The following is a 22943-nucleotide window of genomic DNA, read 5'->3' on the forward strand; positions in this document are numbered from 1 at the left end:
TTTAAGTTTAATTTGCAGTTTGTTGATCAGTATTCATTTTAAGTGCTGTTTCTAACTCTTTGGCTGATGGATCAAATAGAGTATTGAGTAATCCAGCTAAGCGAATTCCAGCTTGTTGTAAACGCGTTTTTACTATCGGTGTGTTGTTGTATATGTAGCTGTAGCCAATTTCTTCATTCGTTGATTTGTAGATTTTATTTGCTAAATTACGTGATTCTTCAAGCCAGGTTGTTGGCGAACTTTGTAAATAGTCAGCAATTAATTCGCTATTGTTGGTATCTATAAATTGTGCAAACTCGGTATACGATAGGTTTTGATTTTCGATTAACTTTGTATCCCAAAGACTATGAAGGTTTGTTTCTTCTCTAAAAAAAGAAACTTTAATTTTGTTACCGCCTCGGTCTTCGCTTCTGCCAGCATGAAATGGTTGATGACTATCACCGACCAAGTGCACTAAAAAACGTAAACTAAATTGCTTTGCATCAAGTGAGCTCTTCGCGTCAGTCAATGTTTGCATTGAATAATGAATGCCTTCAAGAATATTACTAACAGACTCTTTAGCATGCGTATGTGCATGGTTTAGGCTCAACGCTTTATTTGGCGCTGCGTTAATGTAATGCCAACGAGAAGATTTTTTTTGCCAAAACTCGCCAGGGGCAGAGCGCATTTCATCAGGCCATGTAGATATTTGTGCTAACGATTCACCATCAAGATAAGGAAGTATGGCTGCTTTAGTTGTTTCGCTTATGTGAGACTCTGCAAGTTTTCCTATAATACGATGACCATTTTGGCCCCAAGCATATGAATCAGTGCTTGTGAAAATTGCACTAATTAACAGTGCTGAAGATATCGAGTATTTTAAATTGCTATGCATTAGAACTTCCTAAATGAATGCTTCATGTCGTTGCTACAAGTTAATGCGGTCAATTGTCCGCATTTTTAACGTTAATAGGAAGGACTCAATAAAATTCATAATTTCTCATTCATAACCCTTTAAATTCAATGCCTTAGATTTGATGGGTAAAATTACTTGTTGTAATAAGTAAGTAAAGTTGTTCAAATGCGTTATACAACTTAATTTTGAGTAACACTTCGTTGAATTTAAAAAAAGTCATGTTGCAAAAAACTTCAATTGTGACATTTTTGTTTCTATTACTGGTCATTACATGGATATGCGGTCAATTTATTGTTGACAACGATGACTTACATTTTCCGGTAATGATTGAAACCTCAACCGAATGCAAAACAACGGCGACAAGTAATAATGGTCAACTGATAGTTTTTACACAATCAAAAAAAATAGCAAAATCGTTAACACAAAACTTGTGTTCTGATAACGTTGTGGCTAAACAATACGGCTCAGTAATAGGTTACTGGGGTTACAGAACCGCAGATAGTTTTGAGTTTGTAGGAAAGGGAATTGCAGATTTAATTTTAGCAAAGAATAATATAATGGCCGCGTTTAAGGCTGAATCTACTTATAACTATCAGCCTGTTGTTGGGTTTGCTGATTACACGGCATTTTTTATTTCATCGAGGGAAAAACCGCGTCTAACAAAAGAGTATTTTTTAGATAAGCGAGTTGGTTTACTTGATTATCCTACAAGTCGATCTGGGCATATTTTACCGAAACAAACATTTAAAGAATTAGATATTAACTTAGCCAATTTAGATGTTACGTATGCTCGTTCGCACAACGAGCTCCGCGATTTACTGGCTAATGGGCAAGTAGATATTATTGCTTCGTTTTGGAAAGAAAGTGACGCGCAGCGTTTTTCAAAAAACTACATTACTCCATTAAGCAATAATGTCTCTGGAACACGTTGGTATTTAAAAATGCAGCAACAAAATACTGATCTCTTGTGTAGTGTTCAAACACACTTATTGGCAATGTCTAAAGATCAGGCGCTACATTATTATCAAGACGTTGAGGCATACTGGAACTGCGAGACTAAAAACGTCAGCTTTAAAGGTGAGTTGGATGATGAGTAAATTGACTATACCGGTTTTTATCCTGATCTTATTTTCTATGTTTTCCAGCGTGTTTTATATCTCCGCTAAGCAAAAGCAGCAAGATGTAGTTAAGCTAAGAATCAATGAAATAGAGAAGCAGGTTGCACTTGATTTACCACTTCTGGATTTATCTAATAAATTATTGAAACATGTGGGTAATAAAGAAGCCATTGACGACTACATTAAAAAGTTAAATGGTCTGCTACCTAATAACAATGTAACACTTAAAAATATAACCCCCGCGAGTGAATCAACGGTTAAATTAGCGCTAGATGAGAGCGTTAGTTATTTACGCGCTAATAATGGGTATGTTCTACTTATATTTAATACGCAAAATAAAGTGATAACAGTACGCCACTTTATTGTATTTACAATACTTTTTGTATTGAGTGTATGCTTGAGTATGTGGTTCAAATTGATTTTGGTTCAAAGTAGTCACAATACAAAGCATCCAAATTTAAGCAACGACGCTTTCGAGCACGCGCCGCTTTCACTAATTATTGACCTTAACAGTAAAACACTCTCTAGTTCTTATGCCATTGACTTGCAGACGTCCTTAGCTAATAAGCCTCTATGTTTTTATTTGGCTCTTGTTGAATTTTGCGAACGCCATAGTGATAGCGTCCTTAATCAAAATAAAAACGTGCCAGATGAGCTTGTTGAGTTGGCAAATAAGTATTTTCATCGGTTAGTTGAATTAGGGCATACAGTAAGAAAGCGGCCTAATTTTAATAGTAGCCTTGAAAAAACATTAAGTGAAATTCGCGCTGCACTTGATGAAGTGCTGAATGACTATCCTGATCAAAAAGATATTTATTATCCACCAAAGGCCTATGGTGAGGGTTCACGTTCACGATTACATAGTTATGGGTTAGTCAATATAGATAAGGGACATATTGAAATTATAGGAAAGTAAGCAAATCCAACAAGCTGTCTAAGTGTTTGGGCTATTAAACGCATAAAATCACTCTCTAACGTCGGTAAAATTTTAATAACGTGAGAGAGTGATTTTCCAATCTTAGACTTTTTGCTTAAGCAGCTTGGCATTCAACCAGAGCTCAGCTTATTTAGCAATTCATACCTTTATTTTGGTGAATACTCAGCTGCCTTTATTGGGCTATTTTGAGAAATAAAGTTTTTAAGTGCTTGTGCATCGGTTTCATCGGTACTTACATAGCCTTGCAATTTAGTAATCGTTGGGTATCCATCGCCGCCAGATGCATTGTAACTATTAAGACTCATGCGATAAATTTTATTTTTGTCCAACGGTTGCCCATTAATGGAGACCTTAATTAGTTGCCCATTTTTACGTTCAAACGATAGTTTATGATATTGTAAATAAGCACCAGAATCAGCCGGAAAGGCTGTTACTACATTTAGATAATTCCATAAGTCGTTGCCTTGCCAATCCATATAAGTGATACGGTTTTTGAAAGGGTGCACTTTTAAAATGTCTTTATAACTTACTTCCCCAGCTTCAATTGAGCTGCGAATACCACCACCACTTATTAATCCAAAATCAGCACCTACTGTATTCATTTGTGCCTGAATGATTACCCGTGCTAGGTTAGTTTGTTGATAGCGTACTTTATTTCTGTCGCCTTCTAAACGAGCATCAACATCGCCTATTTTACCTTCAATTTGTTTAGCGCCTTTAGCTTGATATACCGCTAAAAAAGATTCAAGTTTTGAGTCTGGTTTAATGTACTCGTTTGCTAATACTGCTTTGGTAGAGCCATCAGCTTGTACTTTATCTACATATAAATTAACTGGCATAAGTTTGTAGTCAAGTAATGTTAATTTACCATTTTCAAGTTTAAACTCAGCTTTACCCACATACTTCCCCCATTCATGGGCTTGCATTATGTATGTGCCATTTTGTTGATCAGGTTTACAGGCAAGACCTGGCTTAAAATTATCGTCGTTGACATTTTTACCTGCCATACAAATAGGCTCTTGAGAGTGCCCACCTATTATCATATCAAGAGTATTGGCAGGCAATGAGCGAGCTAGCGTTACATCGCCAGGCGCATTAATACCAAATTGGGCATCTATGTAATGGCCCATATGGGTAAGTGCAATAGTGATGTCTGGATTGTATTGCGCTTTAATTTTTTTTGCTAAGGCCGCTGTTATTTCTACTGGATCTTTAAATTCTAAATGCCCAATGTACTGCGGGTTACCTATTTTGGCTGTGTCTGTTGTTGTGAGGCCAATCACAGCGATGGTTAAGCCATTTTTTTTAAATATTTTATAACCGTCGAACGCATGTTCACCAGTCGATTTTTCAAAAATGTTTGCAGATAGAAAGGGGAAATTAACCCATTTTTGCTGCTGTTTTAATATAGCGATAGGATTATCGAATTCGTGATTACCTAGTGCCATTGCATCGTAACCAATTAGCGCCATTCCTTTAAAGTCGGGCTCTGCTTTTTGTAAGTCAGACTCAGGTATGCCGGTATTTATGTCACCGCCGGATAACAGTAATACGGCATGGCCTTGTTTTTGTGCATCATTACGTAATGAGTCGATAAGCGTTTTACGGGCCGCCATTCCATATTCACCTTTCTCATTATGCCAAAAGCGACCATGGTTATCATTAGTATGAAGTATTGTTAAATATTCAGTAGAAGAATAACTTGATACAGGATCTAAAGTTGAAGATGTACAGCCAAGTACACTTAAAATAAACGTGAAAAAAATAATTATACGCATAAAACACCTATGGATTAAGGTCTACTCAATTTATTAGGTGGGTAGTTTAAACTAGTTTTATGCTAAAAAAACGTAGTTATTTATTTTTTCGTTTAATTACAATTAGTGGCAGCACGCTCTCTTCGTTTTAATTCTTTGCTCGCGATCTCTGCTTTGTGATGTTTAGCCGCTATCATCCATGTTAAAAAGCTTGCAGGTAATTTTGTGTAAGCTTGGCCTTTGTGTAAACCGAAGTCACAAATTGTGTGGTTTGTATCAGACATAGGTATTTTCTATGGTTTGTTATTTTTATTGATATTAACAAATGTACTGAACTGGGAAAGATGATTTAGTTACATATTAGTGGTTTTGTATAACTAAAAAGAACATTAATGTAACTAAGTTGTTATCAATGCGGTATGATTTGTATTAATTATCGCTTTTAGATCGATTTTTAAAGTGGCTGATATTATTCTGCCCATGAAGCACTCTCCTAAATAAATATAAAAACAGGAATACAACATGAAAAAAATTTTACTTGGCTCATTATTGGCTACAGCTAGTTTTACAAGTACCGCAACTCTTGTAGAAATGAAAACTAGCCAAGGTGTTATCGAAATCAATTTATTTGATAAGCAAACCCCTAAAACAGTGAGTAATTTTTTAAGTTATATTAACGATGGTTCGTACAATCAAACAGTTATCCATCGTTCAATAGATAATTTTGTAATTCAAGGGGGGGGATTTACTTTTTCTGATTCACTAGACCCAATTACCGTTAAACCAGCCGTTGTCAATGAGCCTGTGTTTTCAAATGTTAAAGGCACTATTGCGATGGCTAAGAAATCAGGCAATGCAAATAGTGCGACAAGCCAGTGGTTTTTTAATATGGCTGACAATAGCGCAGGTAGCCCAAGACTAGATACTCAAAATGGTGGTTTTACAGTGTTTGGGCAAATTACTGCGGCAAGTCAAGTGACGCTTGATAAAATAGCTGCGCTGGTTCATTGTAAAGAAATACCAGTTGTTAATTATACTGCTGCGCAATGCTCAAGCAGTGATGCAACCATGAGTAATGCCAATTTGGTATCTATTGAAAGTATATCAATCGTAAATGATGATCCTGATTCATCACAAGGTTTAACTGCTGTAGTAAATACCTTAATTAAAAAAGACACATCGTCTTCAAATAGCAGTTCAAGTGGTAGTCTGGCGTGGATTTTAGGTGCCTTCTTTCTTGTATTACCTAGATTAGAGCGGGTTAAGTAAATACTTATGAGCGACTTTAAAGTCGCTCATAAAACTTGTATTGTATGTTTGCGATGATCCTTACTAATATTTTCTACCATTCCCTCTATAAAGAATAGCTATAGAGCAGTAATGTATTTTTTGAGCCAAAATTATCCCCTCATCACACCGTCGTATTCATTTTTACAATATGTTACATAACTATATGGTATTTAGTGGCTTGTTGTTAGGTGATAATGTTAATTTAAACACATAGATTTAAGTATTAAGTCTGCATTTGACTGTGACTACAGTCTTTTATAATGCGATTACTAGAGGCATTATCAGCCTTAGACCTTAAACATATTAAATTAGCTATTTATTTTTATTATCTTAAAATGGAAAAAAAATGAAAAAAATTATTGGCTTTAGCGCCATAGCACTTGCTGTTTTAAGCGGTTGCTCGAATACGTCTCCTACCTCTCAAGCACCACAGGCTGCTTTATTGTCAGACACGCTAGTTGTTAGCCCGAATGATAATCGTCAATACAAAACCCTTAAGCTAGCTAACGATATTGAAGTTATTTTAGTTTCAGACCCAAGCGCAGAAAAATCAGCAGCTTCACTGAGTGTCGGTGTTGGCTTGTTGCACGATCCTATGTCGCAACAGGGAATGGCACACTATTTAGAACATATGTTGTTTTTAGGCACTGATCGCTACCCTGATACCAAAGGGTATTCTGATTTTATGACCAAGAATGGTGGTGCGCACAATGCGTACACATGGCTTGATATTACAAATTACATGTTTAAAGTTAATAACGATGCGTTTGATGAAGGGCTAGATCGTTTTGCTGATTTTTTTAAAACACCTAAGTTATACCCTGAGTACACAGATAAAGAAAAAAATGCAGTAAATGCTGAGTGGTCAATGCGCCGCGAAATGGACTTCTTTGGGCAGTTTAAATTAGCCCGTAAAATGATGGGTGAACACCCAGCTAATCGTTTTTTAATTGGTAACTTAGAAACATTAGGCGACAAAGAAGGGAGCTCGCTTCATAAAGAAACAGTTGATTTTTATAATAAATATTACTCTGCAAATATTATGAAAGTTGCGCTTATTTCAAATTTAACGATAAGTGAAATGGAGCAAAAAGCACAAAAATACTTTGCTGATATAGAAAATAAAAACATCGACAAACCAACAGTAACAACAAAACTTGATTTTGATAACGCAGGCGGTAAACGTGTGTTTTATGCGCCAAATGAAGATGTAAAACAGCTACAACTTGATTTTACTATTGCTAATAATAACAGTGAGTTTGCAGTTAAACCAAACCGCTTTGTAGCTTATTTACTAAGTAACGAAATGCCAGGTAGCCCAGCGCAACTGCTTCGCGACAAAGGCTGGGTATCTCAGCTTTCAGCTTCATCAACACCTAATCAGTATGGTAACTACGGGTCATTAAATGTAAATGTAGAGCTGACAGATGAAGGCATGAAAAATCGCGAAATGATTGTCGCAACAATCATGCAATACATCGATTTAATTAAACGTGAAGGCGTAGACAGTAAATACTTTAATGAAATTCGCACATCACTCAGTAACCAGTTTAAGTTTTTAGAAAAAGGTGATGAGTTTAATTATGTCAGTGCACTAACGCAAAGCATGCAAGATTATCCTTTAAATCACGCGATTAATGCGCCTTATCATTATGCGAAGTTTGATGCTAATGCGGTAAATAAAGTACTAGAGCAGTTAAATGCCGATACGCTTCGAATTTGGTATATTTCACAGCAAGAAGAAACAGATTCGAAGCTACATTTTTACGATGGTAAATATCGTATTAGTGATATTGGCGAACAAGATATCGCCAGCTGGAAAAAACCAAGTGAGTTTAAGCTTGTACTACCAAGCGTTAATAATTTATTACCAGAAAGTTTTGCAATCAAAACGCATGCATTTAAAGAGCAAAAACACCCTGAGTTGGCTTACGATAAAAATGGTGTAAAAGTATGGCGCCAAGCAAGTCAAAAATTTGCTGAACAACCAAAAGGTTTGGTTGAGGTGTACATAAATACAGAATCTGGTTTGAGCGATATTAAGGCGGAAGTTTTGTATTCTGTTTGGGCTGATTTGTACAATATTCAACAAAGCCAGCTAAGCACTGAAGCAGCTGTCGCGGGTATGAGCGTGAGTCTTGTGCCAAGCAACGGACTTGTTTTATCGATGAGTGGTTTTACGGATAAGCAAAATATTCTTCTAAAACAAGCATTGAGTGGTCTAAATAGTGATATTACAGCGCAAGCTTTCAACCAAGCTATTGACCGTTTTAAGCGAGATTTATTAAATGAACAAAAGCAGTTTCCATACGCACAAGCTTTTGGTGAATATTCAAAATTAATTCGTACTGGCAGCTTTGACACAGATGAGCTTATTAAAACGGCAGATTCGCTTACCTTAACAGACTTTAATGAGTTAAAACAAAGCACATTAGCAAATAATGATTTACGTGTATTTAGTTACGGAAATTATAACCAGCAAGACATTGATGCAATAGCAGGTGAGCTAGCTGCTGTTTTACCTAACAATCATAAGCATACTGACTTTGTTCGCAGTAAAGCGTGGTTGCCACAACTAGGTGAAGCATTGGTATTGCAAAAAGACATTGATGTAGCTGATGTTGCCGTCGTTGACATGACAATAAATCCAACACCGGGCTACAAACAAAAAGCACAGGCTGCAATATTACAAGGCCATTTTAGCACTATCGCATTTGATAAAATGCGTACTGAAGAGCAACTTGCATACGCAGTTGGGGCATTGGCGCGCCCAATTGAAGAGTACTCAGCAATTGGTTTATTTATTCAAACGCCGGTTAAAGGGCCAAAAGAGATTCAAGCTAGGTTTGATAAGTTTAAAAAAGAATACGCAGTTGAGCTAGATAACATGACTGAAGAAACCTTTGCACAACTTAAAAACGCAACGCTTGTATCCCTCAAAGAGCAACCTAAAAACCTAAGTGATGAAATGGGCCCGCTTATAAGTGATTGGTATCGTGAAAATTTTAACTTTGATTCTAAGCAAAAGCTGATTAATGAAGTTGAAAAAGTAACGCTTGCTGATATAAAAGACTACTACAAGCAAACCATGCTTAATCCTAATGCTGCACGTTTAAATGTTCAATTACGCGGGACTAAGTTTATCGAAAGTGACTTTGCCAATTTACCAAATCAAACTAAAATCACAACGCTTGATGCCTATTACAATGGTATTAAACTACAAAAATAAGCTTTATTTATGTAGCTAAAAATAAAACCCCAATGTATTACTACATTGGGGTTTTATTTAATGCGATAAAATGATCATGTTTTAATAAAGTTGGTATAATTTAAGCCATCATTAAAAAGCCTATAACAGCTAATGCCGCAGCAATCAGTGTATATGGCAGCTGTGTAACGGCATGGCTCATTAAATTACAACCAGAACCTTGCGCTGCGAGTACGGTTGAATCTGAGTAAAAACACGCTTGGCTACCAAAAGAAGAAGCCGATAATAGCGCACCAATGACCAGTGGTATGTTTGCATCAACTGCATTTGCCAATGGCATAACAATCGGAATTGATACAGCAAAAATACCCCAGCTAGACCCTGTTGCAAACGCTAAAATAGCCATTGAAATAAATACCACGGCTGGTAAATATGCAGCGGTCATATAAGGGCTTAGACTGCCAATAACAAACTGAGGTAAGCCAATTAAGTCGCATACATCTTTAAATATAAACGCCGCTATAACAGTACCAATCGCGGGGATCATACTTTTAAAGCCATCAAGCATGCGTTCAATCATTTCACTTACGCTCATTAATTTTTGTAGAGCATAAAACGGGAGAGTGACCGCCATTGTTGCTAATAAGCCTTTGTATACGTCTATTTCAAAGTAAACAGTAAATGCAACCAGTAAAATAATCGGCACCAAAAAGTTACGTAATTTACCTTTAGGGTCGGCATCTTCAAAGTTCTCTTCTACGGCTTTTACTGCATATTCATCCGCTGTTTGAACGTCATTGTATTGGGCCGGGTCAACTTGAGCTTGCTCAATTTGCGCCATTTGCTCTGCTTTTTTCATTGGGCCAATCGCAGGAATAACACCCAGCACAACAAGTAAAACAACAAGCACTGCAAACCACGCATAAAACATATACGGTATGGCTTGGATATAAACTGCAATCCCTTTGCCTTCTTCTGCAATACCATTATCTACAAGTAAGCCACCAAAAAAAACCGCCCAGGTAGATAAAGGGACAAGTACACAAATTGGAGCGGCAGTAGAGTCAACAACATAAGCAAGCATCTCGCGGCTCACCTTAAATTTATCAGTAATGCGTTTCATGGTTTCACCCACGGTAAGTGCATTTAAGTAGTCATCAATAAAAATAACCACACCTAAACAAAAAGTCATAAATAAAGATGAACGTTTGCCTTTGGTGTATTTAAGGGCTAATTTACCAAAAGCCGATGCACCACCTGTACGTACTAATAACGCGATGAGTGCACCAAAACCACCACATACAAGTATTAGCCAACCGATGGTTTCGTCTGTCATCACTTTTAGCGATGTACTCGCAAAGTTAGTAAGTACTTGTGCAGGATCGGCTATAACTAAACCAACTAAAGCACCAATAAGTAAAGATAAAATAGGGCGGCGTAATACAACAGCCAATACAACTACCACCAACGGTGGCAGTAAACTTAACGCAGAAGGTTCAAGCATTTAAGTATTCACAAAATTAAAAGCATGTATAAAAATTAAAATAGTATTAATTTTTATACATGCTTATACAAAAACAAAGAAGATGATAAGTTTGTTGTTAAATCATCTTCCAAGTCACTGCTTTTGTACGCGAGGGAGGGACACATAAACAGTTATGTTAAATAGCAGCTTAAGTGAAACGCGTTGGCTTTGGCGCCAGACGGTGCAAGGAGTGCAAACCGCTATTGTTGTGCCTGTAAAAACATCGGCGCAAAAATAATCTGCTTTTTAATTTCAGTCAACAAAAAGTTACATGCTAAACAAAGTTTTTTAGAGGGGCTTACATTGAACATTGTATTTAAAACAAACCGATTACTGTTGCGCCATGCAAATGCAAGTGATGCAGCTGTGCTACTAAAATTAGTTAATCAGGCTGATTTTATAAAGTACATTGGTGACAAGGTAATTTATACGCTGGATGATGCAAAAGATTATATTGAGCAGTCATTTATTGCAGCTCATAAAAATCAAGGCTTTGGGCCTTACATTATAACCTTGTATAACGATGTTGTTGTAGGCGTCGTGGGGCTTTATAAACGCTCGGCACTACAATATCCAGATTTAGGCTTTGCACTTGTAAGCGGTTTTGAAAAAAAGGGTTATATTTTTGAAGCGGCTAATGTACTTGTGCAAAATATACATGAGTTAGGAGTAACACAGCTGAGTGCCATAACATCAACAGACAACACGGCATCGCAAAATGTGTTAGCTAGGTTGGGATTTAGTAAAGTAGGTATGGCAGTTATTAATAACGATAAAACCGCTGTTAACGTATTTTTATTAAATAACCAGAGCTCAGATTAAATAATTAAAGCCTTGTGTGCTCTATTTTTTTTGCAACAGCTAGATTAATATTTAGCCATGTTTTTTCAAGTGTTGACACCAAACCGTCATAGCCGTCATCATCAATAGGCACTACATTTGAAAAATTATGAATGCTTACAAGGCGTCGTCCAGTTTCTGGGTGTGTATAGTACAAACGCCAAAGCCCCGAAATATCAGCATTGCCTTGCATATCACCATTAAAGTGGTGTATTTCGTACTCAAGTTCATAAAATGTTTGCTGTTCGAGCTCAGTGATAACCGGCAACCCTTTTATTACCATCCAATGCGGCATGGCAGTAAAAAGAGTTTGTTGCGCTGAAGCGGTTAACATCACATCTGGCGATTCGCCCCACAAGTTGTAATTAGCAGCGTGAATTTGGTTACTGTCTATTTTCATAGCAATACCCACGTTATTTAAAGCCCCTCTAAGCACAACGGTTTGTATCCTTAATTGCGCCTCTGTCTCGCTCACGTTCCTTGATGATTCGCCAATAGGTTGTTCAAATTGGTAATACTGTGTCGCGGTTTGTATTGATGAGCTACAACCGGCGAGTAGTAACAATAAGCTTGTAATTAAAAATAATGATTTCATTATTGCTTCCTTGGTTTTGGATCAGCCGGCAATGACTTATCAAAAATTAGCATATTTGGTTGCTCATTTAAGCCACGAGTCAATGGCTGCAGCCCTTCGCTTAAACGTTTAAACTCTTTTAGTGTTTGCTGTATTTGATGATGAAGCTCAGAGCCCGCTTGGTAACTGGCCATTGTTTTATCAAATTGGCGCATGGTGATTTCAAATTGCACCATGCTTTTTGTCATTTTTTCGAAGTTACGATTAAAGTCACCGGGTAAATTTTGTGTATCTTTTTGGCTCAATAATTCGCGCATTTCATTCGCCAGTGCTTGGTAGTCTGTAAATGTCGCTTGCATCTGCGCTAGATTATCTTCAATTTTTAAGTTATTGACTTTATTTAGTACATCGGATACTTGATCTGCGAGTACCGTTATACCGCTCGACACACTTGGAAAAACATCATACTGCACAAGTTTACCTAAATAGGCTTTGGGGGCATCAGGATATATATCAAAATCAACATACACTGCACCTGTTAATAAATTGCCAGGTTTTAACGAAGCGCGCATACCATTTTCAATCCAGCCATCAAGACTGCCTCGCCAAAACTCTTTGGCTGAAGCACTGTCGTGATATAAGCGTCCGTATTCTACTTTTATGAGTACTGGAACTGCCGTGTTGTGATTTCTAAAATGAGCAGGTTTTCCATTAATAATAACGTTAGCAGGCGCTTCTACAACGGTACCAATACGCATACCTCGATACTCAACAGGCGCACCAGAGCGTAGACCGCGTACTGATTGCTCAAACTCAATGAGGAAGTAATCAAAATCATAAAAACGCTCTTCAAGTGCCTCTTTATAGCTTTGGCTCAATGAAAAGCTATGGTCATCCTGAGCTATTTCACCTGGGGCTTGTTGTTCAGGTAAACCAACCGATATACCGCCTTTTAAAAGTTTACTTAACGAGCCTGTATTAATATTGATGCCATCGGCAGATAGGTCAATTTGAATGCCTGCATTTACCCAAAAGATGGAGTTTGTTGTGATCAAGTTTTGATAAGGTGCATTAATAAATACACCGTATTTCATTGCTTGATTTTCCCAATCAAATACAGCGGTCTCTATTTGGCCTATTTTATAGTTTTTAAAAAATATTCCCGTACTTACATCCAGTACTTCGGCATTATAACTAAGGAGCTTAAAGCGCCCGCCCTTAACATCTTTGCCAATTAAAGCAGGCTCATCTTGTAATGTGAAAGTACGTTTCACGTTTTTACTTTCACCAGGTGAAAACTCTAAGTAAACCCCCGATAAAAGTGTACTCATGCCACTGATGCCGGTTTCATCTATACGGGGTTTTACAACCCAGATTTTAGCGTCGTCAGTCAACAAGTTATTATAATTTTTATCTATTTGAGCGCTTGCTATGACGCTGTCTTGAGTGTCGGATAAACGAACATGATCAATTTGGCCTATTTTTACACTGCGAACTTTTATTTCTGTTTTGCCAGCAATAATGCCTTCTGCTTGTGGCATTTCGATAAAAATTGTAGGGCCTTTATTAGCTTGGTATTGGTATAACATCCACATGCCCACTAATAGCGCAATTGCAGGAATGATCCAGATAGCGGAAATTTTTGGTTCTTTTGTTACTTCAGCAATCTCGGTCATGCTTTGTTCTCTGAGGTTTTATTTTTAGGTGAATCCCACAATAAACGGGGGTCAAAGGCATGCGCTGCCATCATTTGGCATATTACCATAACCGTAAAGAATACAATGCCTAATCCTGGGGTTACCGACATTAAATTACCTAATTGAACCAAGGCAACTAAAATAGCGACGACGAATACATCTATCATAGACCATTTACCTATGAATTCAGTTAGTTGATAAATGCGGGTATACCCTTTCGTGTGCCTGTTTGCTGGCCGTGTCACCATAAAGCATAAAAAGCTTAGAACGAATGCTTTTGCTAGTGGCACAACCACACTGGCTAAAAATATAATAGCGGCGATAGGGTACGAGCCACTTTTCCACAGTGTGATTACACCACCAACTAATGTGGAAGGAGACTCATCACCTAAGCTTGTGGTGTGCATTATAGGTAAAATATTAGCTGGAATGTAGCACACAACAGAGGTTATTAACCAAGCGACGGCTTTTTGCACGCTATATGGATTTCGTACATATGTTTTAGTGTGACAGCGCTGACAAATATTACTTGTACATAGCTGATGACACACATGGCACGCTTTAATATTTTCATCAATTGCGCGTTTTGCATGTTCAGCTCCTGTAAGTATTTTTACTGGTTTTATTTGCGCCCATAAACGTGGTCGGTTTAAATGAGCAAGCGCGGCTATATACAAAATTACAAAGCATACGTACGCCCAGAAACTTGTACCAAAGCTAATATCGGCCAACGACATAATCTTAACCATGCTTACCAGCACACCGATCAAAAATATTTCCGACATAATCCAAGGCTCTAACGCAAGGGTAAATTTTAATAGCCGTCTGGCAATACCCTCTGGGAGAGTATTTAAGAGCCCAAGATGCAAAGGTATTAAAATAAGCAATAAAGCCATTGGTAGGGCAATAATGCTCAAATCAATAAATAGACCAAGTAGTTCACTGTCATAGTTAAATAAAATGCGGGCCGCGTCGGGCAGGGTAATCGTTTGCGTTATTCCACTGCTACTAAAAGAAATAAAAGGGTAAAACATACTGCTTAGCAGCATTAATAAAGCACTAAAACTGAGGGCTACAATGCGGCTATCGTTATTCACATCAGCTTGACAAAGTTTATGGTGGCAATGCGGACATAGCGCCATTTGCTTTGCGATTATGCGAGGTATATCTATAATTAGGTCGCAACAAGGGCATACTGTTTGCAATGTGTGAGCCTAATGCTAAGTAGAGTGATTTAATTTTGCTATAAATTGAGTGTAAATACAAACTAGTTCAATCAATAGTCAGTTCAAAAATTCAATTGTACTGTGGATGAAGACTCGTTTAAAAATATTTTATATGCTTAAAAATACAAAGGATCGACAGTGAAAAACCTATTGATAATTTTGGCTCTGTTAATGAGCACTAAAATACAGGCTTTAGCACAGTCAGATAGCGTAAAAAAGTCTGATAATATAATTGTCGCTGTCAGTCCTTTTGTTGCTCCCTATGTAATGCAAAAAAATGATTCCGGTATTCAATTAGAAATTATTAAAGCCGCATTTAAAAATCAAGGTATCAATAATATTTCAATAGAATATATGTCGAATAAACGCGCGGAGTATCAGTTAAATAATGGTGCTGTCGATGTGGCAATGAATCATTCTAACTTTTATTTACCTGGTATTTATCTCAGCAAGCGTATTTTGAATTATCAAAATGTGGTTGTAAGCCTGCTCAAAAATAACTATACGATTAATTCTGTGTATGATTTGTCAGGAAAAAGTGTATTGGCGTTTCAACATGCGCCAGCCTACTTACCGCATTCATTTAAGTTGGCTTTGTATAAGGTTGGCTCTTATGAGGAGGTGATAAATCAAAGAGCACAGGTAGATCATCTAATGAAAGGATGGGTAGACACAATTATTTTAGATAAACGTATATTCTTATACTATTTAAATGAGTATCGACAAACCAATAAAACATCGCACGTTGCAATTCATTCGATATTCCCAGAAGCGCCACGACCAGCTTATTTTAATAGTAAAGTTTTACAAGAGATATTTGATGAGGGATTGGCCAATATTATTAAAAATGGCCAATACCACAGTATTTTAGTAAACCTTGAAGCGCAATATGCACAAAACCCTGAAATTTCAAACTAATAAAAGTTAATTACGCTGGTTGTATTAGGGCGTGTTGATCTTTGTGGATTGAACCCAAGGGACAGCGCATGTTTGTCATTTGCTCTTCTTTATCAACCACTTATGTGGAGTAGCTACATCATAGGACTTGAATGCCAAACAGCCTGCTGCGAATATAACCTCGAAAGATAAACAGGCTGTGTGTTTTTAGTCAAATAACGCCACTGTTTGGCGCGTAAGAGCGATTAACTCACCTGATTGTGACCATATACAACCATCTTCTAAGCCGTAACCATCTTTTGAATGATGCGTAATAGCTTCAAAGCCAAGCCATTCACCAGGTGCTAAGTTTGGCTCTTGCACAAACTCCAAATACCATGACATGCTACTTGCCGGAGCGGGTTGTTTAAACATTTGTAAAAGTGTTGGCGGCCAAGCATCAGTCAATGCAATTACATGGGCCTCTGTAATTTGCTTTGGGGTGTGCTTAAAGCGCATCCAGCCACCTAAGTGAGAAGTTTCTGCACTACTAAATGGCATGCCGCCTTGTTGTGGGCACAAATCAACATGTTGAAAAAACTCAGGCATCTGATCTTTTATAAAAGGTAATGTGTAGCGTTCATCAACGGGTTTCAAACTAATTGATTTTGAGACGGGAACGTTAATAGCAGACTCCCTACTTTTGGCAAAACATGCCTGCACTATTACGCATACTTGTTCATTTTGAATTGCTTTAGCTAACACCTGCGTGCTGCTTTTACCTTGTCGAAGTATTTCTACGGATAAAGAAAAAGGGGTATCGGCAAGTAATGGCCCTACAAAATTGGTGCTGAGTGAAAGCAGTCGACGATCGTCTGTTACTTTACCTCTTATTGCTTGATATAACAGCGCAGCTGAAAGCCCGCCGAATGCGGTTCTGCCCTGACACCAGTTTTCTGGGAACTGCATCGTAGATATTAATTGCTCAGTGTTTTTAGTGTTGCCTATCTTTGCTGCTTGCTCAAGTAATTGTTCAAAATGCATAAAGGTGTCCTTTTAAAGTGCGATTTAATAAATTTATAACATAACAAAACTAGTCAGACCAGTAATTAAAAGCAGTCCAAGCGGTGTAAAAATCATCATTCCTTACAATTATTAAGGTCATTTTGTAAATAAATTAAAAAAAATGAGTTTTTTTTCATTTTTACAGTTGAAATAAGTTTGCAGCAACCCTATTTACTAGTCATCGAACGTATTAACGAATATTGAAGTTGGAGAAATTTCATGGGTAAAATTATCGGAATTGACTTAGGTACTACAAACTCTTGTGTTGCAGTACTTGATGGTGGCAAAGCACGTGTTATTGAAAACGCGGAAGGCGATCGCACAACCCCGTCTATCATTGCTTATACGCAAGACGGTGAAACATTAGTAGGTCAATCTGCTAAACGTCAAGCGGTTACTAACCCGACAAATACCTTGTTTGCAATTAAGCGTTTAATTGGTCGTCGTTTTGAAGACGAAGAAGTTCAACGTGACATCGGCATCATGCCGTTTAAAATCATTAAAGCCGACAATGGCGATGCATGGGTAGAAGCGGGCGGCGAAAAACGCGCTGCACCACAAATTTCTGCTGAAGTACTGAAAAAAATGAAAAAAACAGCTGAAGACTTCTTAGGTGAAGAAGTAACAGAAGCCGTAATCACAGTACCTGCATACTTTAACGATTCACAACGTCAAGCAACGAAAGATGCTGGTCGTATTGCGGGCCTTGAAGTTAAACGTATTATCAATGAGCCAACGGCTGCGGCACTTGCTTACGGTATGGATAAAAACCGTGGCGAAAACGTAGTTGCAGTATATGACTTAGGTGGCGGTACTTTCGATTTATCAATTATTGAAATTGATGAAGTTGAAGGTGAGCACACTTTTGAAGTACTTGCTACAAACGGCGACACTCACTTAGGTGGTGAAGATTTCGATAACCGTGTAATCAACTACTTAGTAGCTGAATTCAAGAAAGATCAAGGCTTAGATTTAAAAAATGATCCGCTTGCAATGCAACGTGTTAAAGAAGCTGCTGAAAAAGCAAAAATTGAACTTTCATCTGCACAGTCTACAGAAGTAAATCTTCCGTATGTAACTGCTGATGCATCTGGCCCTAAGCACATGAACGTGAAACTAACACGCGCTAAGCTTGAGTCTTTAGTTGAAGATTTAGTAACTAAAACAATTGAACCACTTAAACGTGCACTTGCTGATGCAGATTTATCAGTAAGCGACATCAACGACATTATTCTTGTTGGTGGTCAAACACGTATGCCTTTAGTACAAAAAATCGTTGCAGAGTTCTTCGGTAAAGAACCTCGTAAAGATGTTAACCCTGATGAAGCAGTAGCCGTAGGCGCAGCGATTCAAGGCGGTGTACTTGCTGGTGACGTTAAAGATGTACTATTACTAGACGTTTCTCCATTATCTCTAGGTATTGAGACTATGGGTTCAGTAATGACGGCATTGATTGAGAAAAACACGACGATTCCTACTAAGAAATCGCAAACGTTCTCAACAGCTGAAGATAACCAATCTGCTGTAACAATTCATGTACTTCAAGGTGAGCGTAAACGTTCAAGCGACAATAAATCTCTAGGTCAATTTAACCTAGAAGGTATTCGTCCAGCACAACGTGGTACACCGCAAATTGAAGTAACATTTGATGTTGATGCCGATGGTATCTTACATGTATCTGCTAAAGACAAAGATACAGGTAAAGAGCAAAAAATCACGATTCAAGCATCTTCTGGTTTAAGCGATGACGAGATTGAAGCGATGGTTCGTGATGCAGAAGCACATGCTGAAGACGATAAAAAGTTTGAAGAACTTGTTGCTGCTCGTAACCAAGCTGATGCTTTAGTTCACGGTACGCGTAAGCAAATCGAAGAAGCGGGTGATGCATTACCAAGCGAAGACAAAGAAGCGATTGAAGCGGCTGTTGTAGATTTAGAAGCTGCAATTAAGAGCGACAATAAAGAAGAGATTGAAGCTAAAACGCAAGCGCTTGCTGAAAAATCTCAAAAACTGATGGAAATTGCACAAGCGAAAGCGCAGCAAGGTTCAGCAGATGCAGGCGAACAACAGCAATCAGCTAAGCAAGATGACGACGTTGTTGATGCAGAGTTTGAAGAAGTGAAAGACGACAAATAATTGTTGCTACCGCTTCTTGCTAACCAAAAACACTTAACTACGTTAGATGTTTAGGTTAGGATGAACAATTGAGGCGCGCGAGCAATAGCTTGTCGCGCCTTTTGCATGTGTTTAAGGTTCAAAAATTCAATGATAAATCGATGCGATTTATCGGTTTATCCAGCAGCTTACGTTGCAAACAGAAAAGAGTAGTGTGATAGATATGTCAAAACGCGATTATTACGAAGTCCTCGGCGTAAGCAAAGATGCGAGTGAGCGAGACATAAAAAAAGCGTATAAACGCTTAGCGATGAAATATCATCCAGATCGTACCGCAGGCGATAAAGATCTCGAAATAAAATTTAAAGAAGTTAAAGAAGCATACGAAATATTAACCGATGATCAAAAACGTCAAATGTATGACCAACATGGTCATGCAGCCTTTGAACAAGGTGGCGGTGGAGGTCACGGTGGTTTTGGTGGCGGACATGGCGACTTTGGTGATGTATTTGGCGACGTATTTGGCGATATTTTTGGTGGCGGCGGTGGTCGACGTCAATCTCGTCAGCAACGTGGTTCCGACTTACGTTACAACATGGACTTAAGCTTAGAAGAAGCTGTTCGTGGTAAAGAAGTTGAAATTAAAGTGCCAACATGGGTTGGTTGTGAGCCGTGTGATGGCAGTGGTGCTAAAGCAGGTTCTAAACCTAAAACATGTACTACGTGTCATGGTGCTGGCCAAGTGCAAATGCGCCAAGGTTTCTTTGCTGTTCAGCAGACCTGTCCAACGTGTCAGGGGCAAGGTCAGATTATTTCAGATCCTTGTAATAAGTGTCACGGTCAAGGTCGCGTAGAAAAAACCAAAACGCTTTCAGTTAAAATTCCAGCCGGTGTTGATACAGGCGATCGTATACGCTTAACGGGCGAAGGCGAAGCTGGAATGCATGGTGCTCCGGCGGGTGATCTGTATGTACAGGTGTCGGTACGAGAACATAAAATATTTGTGCGCGAAGCTAATAATTTATACTGTGAAGTGCCAATTAGCTTTACGACAGCAGGTCTTGGTGGCGAAATTGAAGTGCCAACGCTTGATGGTCGTGCAAAACTTAAAATACCTTCTGAAACGCAAACGGGTAAAATGTTTCGTATGCGTGGTAAAGGGGTTAAGTCAGTACGCAGTGGTGCTCAAGGCGATTTAATTTGTAAAGTAGTCATTGAAACGCCAGTTAATCTTAACGAACGTCAACGTGAATTACTGACTGAATTAGATGAAAGCATGGGTACAGATAGTTCGAAAAACCGCCCTAAAGAGCAAGGTTTTTTTGATGGTGTTAAAAAGTTTTTTGATGATTTAACTAAATAATTTTACGTTAAGTAAATAAAAACGACGCTTTTTAGCGTCGTTTTTTTTGCTTTAAATATAATTTTTGTTACTGTAAATAAAAACACCATTAAATATTATGACACCAGCAATAGCGTTACTCAAAAAGCAAAAAATCTCTTTTGAACTGCTAAGTTATGAACATGATACGAGCAATAGTCATTATGGGCAGGAGGCCGTTGAAAAGTTAAACTTAAAGAGTGAACAAGTATATAAAACGCTTGTATTAGAAACATCTGAGAATGAATTGATCGTTGCAATCACTCCGGTATCTCAACAAGTTAATTTAAAAAAATTGGCAAAATTGTGTAGAACAAAAAAAGTCGCGATGGCAGCAGCACAAAAAGTTCAAGCAAGTACAGGGTATATTTTAGGAGGAGTGAGTCCTCTTGGTCAGAAGAAAAGATTGCAAACATTTATACATCACAGTGCACTGCAGTTTACCCATATATATGTAAGCGCAGGTAAACGTGGTTTAGAGGTGATGCTAAAAACTGCGGACTTAACTTTGCTAATAAATGCGAGCTTTGAGGATTTTTAGTATGGAGAACCATAGTTACAATTAAGAGTTTGCTGCTTTGATGAATGTTAACTACAGTCAAGTTAACCTACTTGTTGAAAGCTTCGGTGTTATCTATGAACTTTTCTGATATTAATTATTTTGCAATACTCGTGGCTGCACTCTCGTCGTTCATGCTTGGTGATATTTGGTATTCTAAAATCATGTTCAAACAGGCGTGGTTAGAAAGCTGTGGTTTAACGGAGCTTGATTTGCAATCAGCAAACCCTAAATGGATATTTGGCGGTAGCTTTGCCTGTGTGTTTTCGGCTGCATTTATATTGTGTCTTTTTTTGGGAAATGACGCAGGAGTAGCTCAAAGTATAGGCACCGGTTTCGCTATTGGTTTATTTTTGGTAAGCAGTTCGCTGGGTTTGAGTTATATATATGAGCAACGCCCAGCTAAATTATTCTTAATTAATAGCGGCTTTTCTATTTTACAATTCTCCTTAATGGGCTTTATTTTAGGTGTTTGGCCATGACGTTATGAATATAATATAAATAATTTGCTTACTGATTTTTAATACGGTTAGTATTTTTACTCGATATATTACAAAAGTTTAATATTTAAAAATTGGCTGTGAAATAATGAAAATACTGGTTGTCGACGATATGCCGTTAATACGTCATGTATTAATAAATATGCTTAGAAAGTTACAGTTTGACGATCTTGTTGAAGCAACTGACGGGGTCCAAGCGTTTACTTTACTGCACCAACAACACTTTGATCTAGTCATTACAGATTTATATATGCCAAAAATGGATGGTAAAGTTTTACTTAAACGAATTCGTGATGATGAAAAGCTGGCATCTCTGCCAGTTCTAATTGTGACATGTGAAGATAGCTGTGAAGCTGTTAAAGAAATAATTGCAACTAAAGTCTCTGGCTTTATTATTAAACCATTCAATTTAAAAGTATTATCAGATCATCTAAATCTCATTATTGCAGACGCCAATAAAAAGTAATGCTGTATTTGCTTATACCTATTTTAATTTTAATTGATAGTTATTTACTCTAAACTTACTGACCTCAAAGAGGCCAGTATTGTGAATCAATGGAGGAAAAATGGCTAAACCTAATAAAAAAGGGCCGACAAAGACAGTTGATATTTTTTGCTCTGCTTGTAGGGCTTCATTATTTAAATACCGAAAAGGCGGAAAAGGGGCTTTAGTTAAGTGTTTTATAGAGCGGATCAGCAAAGATTTTACCAAAGAGCCTTGTATTTGCCCTCAGTGTGATCGCTTTTTTGCAAGAGTTACGATAATACGAGGTACCCCTGCCTATAAAATAATTGGCGGGAAAGTGACATTTAAATAAACAGGTTATTGATAAACATTCGATGCGGACATATGGCCTTGTTAGAATTTACCATACTGATAAGATCCCTCGGTTTTGCTGTTTCAATGAATGAAAAAATACCCTCCCCATGGATCGGGCCAGTTTTTTGGGTTATTTAAAAATGGATAAAGGATAGTTTCGTGATAGCACTCTTATTTGACATCATAGGTATGACAGGTACTTTTTTAGTCGTTGGTTCATTCTTTTTACTACAGCTAGGTAAAACATCTCCAACGAGCTTGATGTATAATATGATGAATTTAACAGGGGCAATTTTATTATTAATTAGTCTTTGTTATAACTTTAATTTAGCCAGTTTTGTGATTGAAATTTTCTGGATTGCGGCTTCATTAATTGGTTTATATAAATACGTTAAAAACAGATCAACTTCAGCTAAAAATTAAGCACTTTTAAGGCTTGATACCAAACTGCATAAATCTTTGATCAATTTAACGAATTAAATTGCACTATAACGTCGTTAAAAATTTTTTATTTAGAACAACTAGATACAAAAATTTTTGCATAGTTATAGCTTAATGTT

The 22943-nt window shown here is 37.6% G+C and carries 21 protein-coding genes; 13 read left to right on the forward strand and 8 right to left on the reverse strand.

Annotated elements, in window-relative coordinates:
* Nucleotides 1-7 precede the first annotated feature (7 nt).
* Complete coding sequence (locus CWB66_RS10100) at nt 8-874, reverse strand: S1/P1 nuclease (protein ID WP_138585282.1); 867 nt, start codon at nt 872-874, stop codon at nt 8-10.
* Nucleotides 875-1113: 239 nt separating this feature from the next.
* Between CWB66_RS10100 and CWB66_RS10105 the strand changes: the two genes are divergently transcribed.
* Nucleotides 1114-1992 (forward strand): substrate-binding domain-containing protein, encoded by an 879-nt coding sequence (locus CWB66_RS10105; RefSeq protein ID WP_138585283.1) that lies wholly within the window; start codon nt 1114-1116, stop codon nt 1990-1992.
* On the forward strand, nt 1985-2929 hold the full coding sequence (locus CWB66_RS10110) for a hypothetical protein (RefSeq protein WP_138585297.1): 945 nt from the start codon (nt 1985-1987) through the stop codon (nt 2927-2929). Before CWB66_RS10105 ends, CWB66_RS10110 begins: the two co-directional genes overlap by 8 nt.
* A 167-nt stretch (nt 2930-3096) precedes the next feature.
* Here the strand turns inward: CWB66_RS10110 and ushA are convergent, their stop codons facing one another.
* Together ushA and CWB66_RS22230 are read right to left on the reverse strand one after the other, a co-directional pair.
* Nucleotides 3097-4728, reverse strand: coding sequence for a bifunctional UDP-sugar hydrolase/5'-nucleotidase UshA (gene ushA, locus CWB66_RS10115; RefSeq protein ID WP_138585284.1), 1632 nt, complete (start codon nt 4726-4728; stop codon nt 3097-3099).
* Between the two features lie 92 nt (nt 4729-4820).
* On the reverse strand, nt 4821-4991 hold the full coding sequence (locus CWB66_RS22230) for a hypothetical protein (RefSeq protein ID WP_167368296.1): 171 nt from the start codon (nt 4989-4991) through the stop codon (nt 4821-4823).
* 238 nt (nt 4992-5229) lie between these two features.
* Between CWB66_RS22230 and CWB66_RS10120 the strand changes: the two genes are divergently transcribed.
* Nucleotides 5230-5976 (forward strand): peptidylprolyl isomerase, encoded by a 747-nt coding sequence (locus CWB66_RS10120; protein WP_138585285.1) that lies wholly within the window; start codon nt 5230-5232, stop codon nt 5974-5976.
* Between the two features lie 367 nt (nt 5977-6343).
* Nucleotides 6344-9226 (forward strand): insulinase family protein, encoded by a 2883-nt coding sequence (locus CWB66_RS10125; protein ID WP_138585286.1) that lies wholly within the window; start codon nt 6344-6346, stop codon nt 9224-9226.
* Between the two features lie 100 nt (nt 9227-9326).
* Here the strand turns inward: CWB66_RS10125 and CWB66_RS10130 are convergent, their stop codons facing one another.
* Nucleotides 9327-10709, reverse strand: coding sequence for a Na+/H+ antiporter NhaC family protein (locus CWB66_RS10130; protein ID WP_138585287.1), 1383 nt, complete (start codon nt 10707-10709; stop codon nt 9327-9329).
* 324 nt (nt 10710-11033) lie between these two features.
* Between CWB66_RS10130 and CWB66_RS10135 the strand changes: the two genes are divergently transcribed.
* Nucleotides 11034-11552, forward strand: coding sequence for a GNAT family N-acetyltransferase (locus CWB66_RS10135; RefSeq protein WP_138585288.1), 519 nt, complete (start codon nt 11034-11036; stop codon nt 11550-11552).
* A 4-nt stretch (nt 11553-11556) separates the two neighbouring features.
* On the opposite strand, the gene CWB66_RS10140 is transcribed toward CWB66_RS10135, so the two are convergent.
* From CWB66_RS10140 to CWB66_RS10150, 3 genes are read right to left on the reverse strand one after another with little or no spacing between them, the layout of a single operon-like run.
* The gene (locus tag CWB66_RS10140; protein WP_138585289.1) at nt 11557-12165 is read right to left on the reverse strand and encodes a PqiC family protein; all 609 of its coding nucleotides are present in this window, start codon (nt 12163-12165) and stop codon (nt 11557-11559) included.
* Entirely contained in the window at nt 12165-13820 is a 1656-nt protein-coding gene (pqiB, locus tag CWB66_RS10145) for an intermembrane transport protein PqiB (protein WP_138585290.1), read from the reverse strand. Before pqiB ends, CWB66_RS10140 begins: the two co-directional genes overlap by 1 nt.
* Entirely contained in the window at nt 13817-14983 is a 1167-nt protein-coding gene (locus CWB66_RS10150; RefSeq protein ID WP_252371737.1) for a paraquat-inducible protein A, read from the reverse strand. Before CWB66_RS10150 ends, pqiB begins: the two co-directional genes overlap by 4 nt.
* Nucleotides 14984-15238: 255 nt before the next feature.
* Here CWB66_RS10150 and CWB66_RS10155 point away from each other — a divergent pair, with 255 nt between their 5' ends.
* Complete coding sequence (locus tag CWB66_RS10155) at nt 15239-15985, forward strand: type 2 periplasmic-binding domain-containing protein (protein ID WP_138585292.1); 747 nt, start codon at nt 15239-15241, stop codon at nt 15983-15985.
* Between the two features lie 186 nt (nt 15986-16171).
* Here CWB66_RS10155 and CWB66_RS10160 read toward each other — a convergent pair whose 3' ends face one another.
* Nucleotides 16172-16987 carry a thioesterase family protein gene (locus tag CWB66_RS10160; protein WP_077535124.1) on the reverse strand — a complete coding sequence of 272 codons (816 nt, stop codon included), beginning with the start codon at nt 16985-16987 and terminating at the stop codon, nt 16172-16174.
* Nucleotides 16988-17227: 240 nt separating this feature from the next.
* Between CWB66_RS10160 and dnaK the strand changes: the two genes are divergently transcribed.
* The 7 genes from dnaK (at nt 17228) to CWB66_RS10195 (ending at nt 22806) form a co-directional block, all read left to right on the forward strand.
* On the forward strand, nt 17228-19144 hold the full coding sequence (dnaK, locus tag CWB66_RS10165; protein ID WP_077535125.1) for a molecular chaperone DnaK: 1917 nt from the start codon (nt 17228-17230) through the stop codon (nt 19142-19144).
* Nucleotides 19145-19346: 202 nt separating this feature from the next.
* Nucleotides 19347-20486: a molecular chaperone DnaJ gene (gene dnaJ / locus CWB66_RS10170; protein WP_077535126.1), complete on the forward strand. Its 1140-nt coding sequence runs from the start codon at nt 19347-19349 to the stop codon at nt 20484-20486.
* A gap of 97 nt (nt 20487-20583) precedes the next feature.
* Entirely contained in the window at nt 20584-21045 is a 462-nt protein-coding gene (ybaK, locus tag CWB66_RS10175) for a Cys-tRNA(Pro) deacylase (RefSeq protein ID WP_138585293.1), read from the forward strand.
* Between the two features lie 95 nt (nt 21046-21140).
* Nucleotides 21141-21545: a DUF1761 domain-containing protein gene (locus CWB66_RS10180; RefSeq protein WP_077535128.1), complete on the forward strand. Its 405-nt coding sequence runs from the start codon at nt 21141-21143 to the stop codon at nt 21543-21545.
* Nucleotides 21546-21651: 106 nt separating this feature from the next.
* On the forward strand, nt 21652-22029 hold the full coding sequence (locus tag CWB66_RS10185) for a response regulator (protein WP_138585294.1): 378 nt from the start codon (nt 21652-21654) through the stop codon (nt 22027-22029).
* A 100-nt stretch (nt 22030-22129) separates the two neighbouring features.
* Complete coding sequence (locus CWB66_RS10190) at nt 22130-22381, forward strand: hypothetical protein (protein ID WP_138585295.1); 252 nt, start codon at nt 22130-22132, stop codon at nt 22379-22381.
* Nucleotides 22382-22542: 161 nt separating this feature from the next.
* Nucleotides 22543-22806 (forward strand): CBU_0592 family membrane protein, encoded by a 264-nt coding sequence (locus CWB66_RS10195; RefSeq protein ID WP_138585296.1) that lies wholly within the window; start codon nt 22543-22545, stop codon nt 22804-22806.
* The last annotated feature ends 137 nt before the right edge of the window (nt 22807-22943 follow it).

The sequence above is a fragment of the Pseudoalteromonas sp. S558 genome (assembly GCF_005886635.1).
GTDB classification, from domain to species: Bacteria; Pseudomonadota; Gammaproteobacteria; order Enterobacterales; family Alteromonadaceae; genus Pseudoalteromonas; species Pseudoalteromonas aliena.

Coding starts and splice junctions, on each gene's coding strand:
- CWB66_RS10100 (WP_138585282.1), bottom strand. CDS start 874: ATGCATAGCAATTTAAAATACTCGATATCTTCAGCACTGTTAATTAGT.
- CWB66_RS10105 (WP_138585283.1), top strand. CDS start 1,114: ATGTTGCAAAAAACTTCAATTGTGACATTTTTGTTTCTATTACTGGTC.
- CWB66_RS10110 (WP_138585297.1), top strand. CDS start 1,985: ATGAGTAAATTGACTATACCGGTTTTTATCCTGATCTTATTTTCTATG.
- ushA (WP_138585284.1), bottom strand. CDS start 4,728: ATGCGTATAATTATTTTTTTCACGTTTATTTTAAGTGTACTTGGCTGT.
- CWB66_RS22230 (WP_167368296.1), bottom strand. CDS start 4,991: ATGTCTGATACAAACCACACAATTTGTGACTTCGGTTTACACAAAGGC.
- CWB66_RS10120 (WP_138585285.1), top strand. CDS start 5,230: ATGAAAAAAATTTTACTTGGCTCATTATTGGCTACAGCTAGTTTTACA.
- CWB66_RS10125 (WP_138585286.1), top strand. CDS start 6,344: ATGAAAAAAATTATTGGCTTTAGCGCCATAGCACTTGCTGTTTTAAGC.
- CWB66_RS10130 (WP_138585287.1), bottom strand. CDS start 10,709: ATGCTTGAACCTTCTGCGTTAAGTTTACTGCCACCGTTGGTGGTAGTT.
- CWB66_RS10140 (WP_138585289.1), bottom strand. CDS start 12,165: ATGAAATCATTATTTTTAATTACAAGCTTATTGTTACTACTCGCCGGT.
- pqiB (WP_138585290.1), bottom strand. CDS start 13,820: ATGACCGAGATTGCTGAAGTAACAAAAGAACCAAAAATTTCCGCTATC.
- CWB66_RS10150 (WP_252371737.1), bottom strand. CDS start 14,983: ATGGCGCTATGTCCGCATTGCCACCATAAACTTTGTCAAGCTGATGTG.
- CWB66_RS10155 (WP_138585292.1), top strand. CDS start 15,239: ATGAGCACTAAAATACAGGCTTTAGCACAGTCAGATAGCGTAAAAAAG.
- CWB66_RS10160 (WP_077535124.1), bottom strand. CDS start 16,987: ATGCATTTTGAACAATTACTTGAGCAAGCAGCAAAGATAGGCAACACT.
- dnaK (WP_077535125.1), top strand. CDS start 17,228: ATGGGTAAAATTATCGGAATTGACTTAGGTACTACAAACTCTTGTGTT.
- dnaJ (WP_077535126.1), top strand. CDS start 19,347: ATGTCAAAACGCGATTATTACGAAGTCCTCGGCGTAAGCAAAGATGCG.
- ybaK (WP_138585293.1), top strand. CDS start 20,584: ATGACACCAGCAATAGCGTTACTCAAAAAGCAAAAAATCTCTTTTGAA.
- CWB66_RS10180 (WP_077535128.1), top strand. CDS start 21,141: ATGAACTTTTCTGATATTAATTATTTTGCAATACTCGTGGCTGCACTC.
- CWB66_RS10185 (WP_138585294.1), top strand. CDS start 21,652: ATGAAAATACTGGTTGTCGACGATATGCCGTTAATACGTCATGTATTA.
- CWB66_RS10190 (WP_138585295.1), top strand. CDS start 22,130: ATGGCTAAACCTAATAAAAAAGGGCCGACAAAGACAGTTGATATTTTT.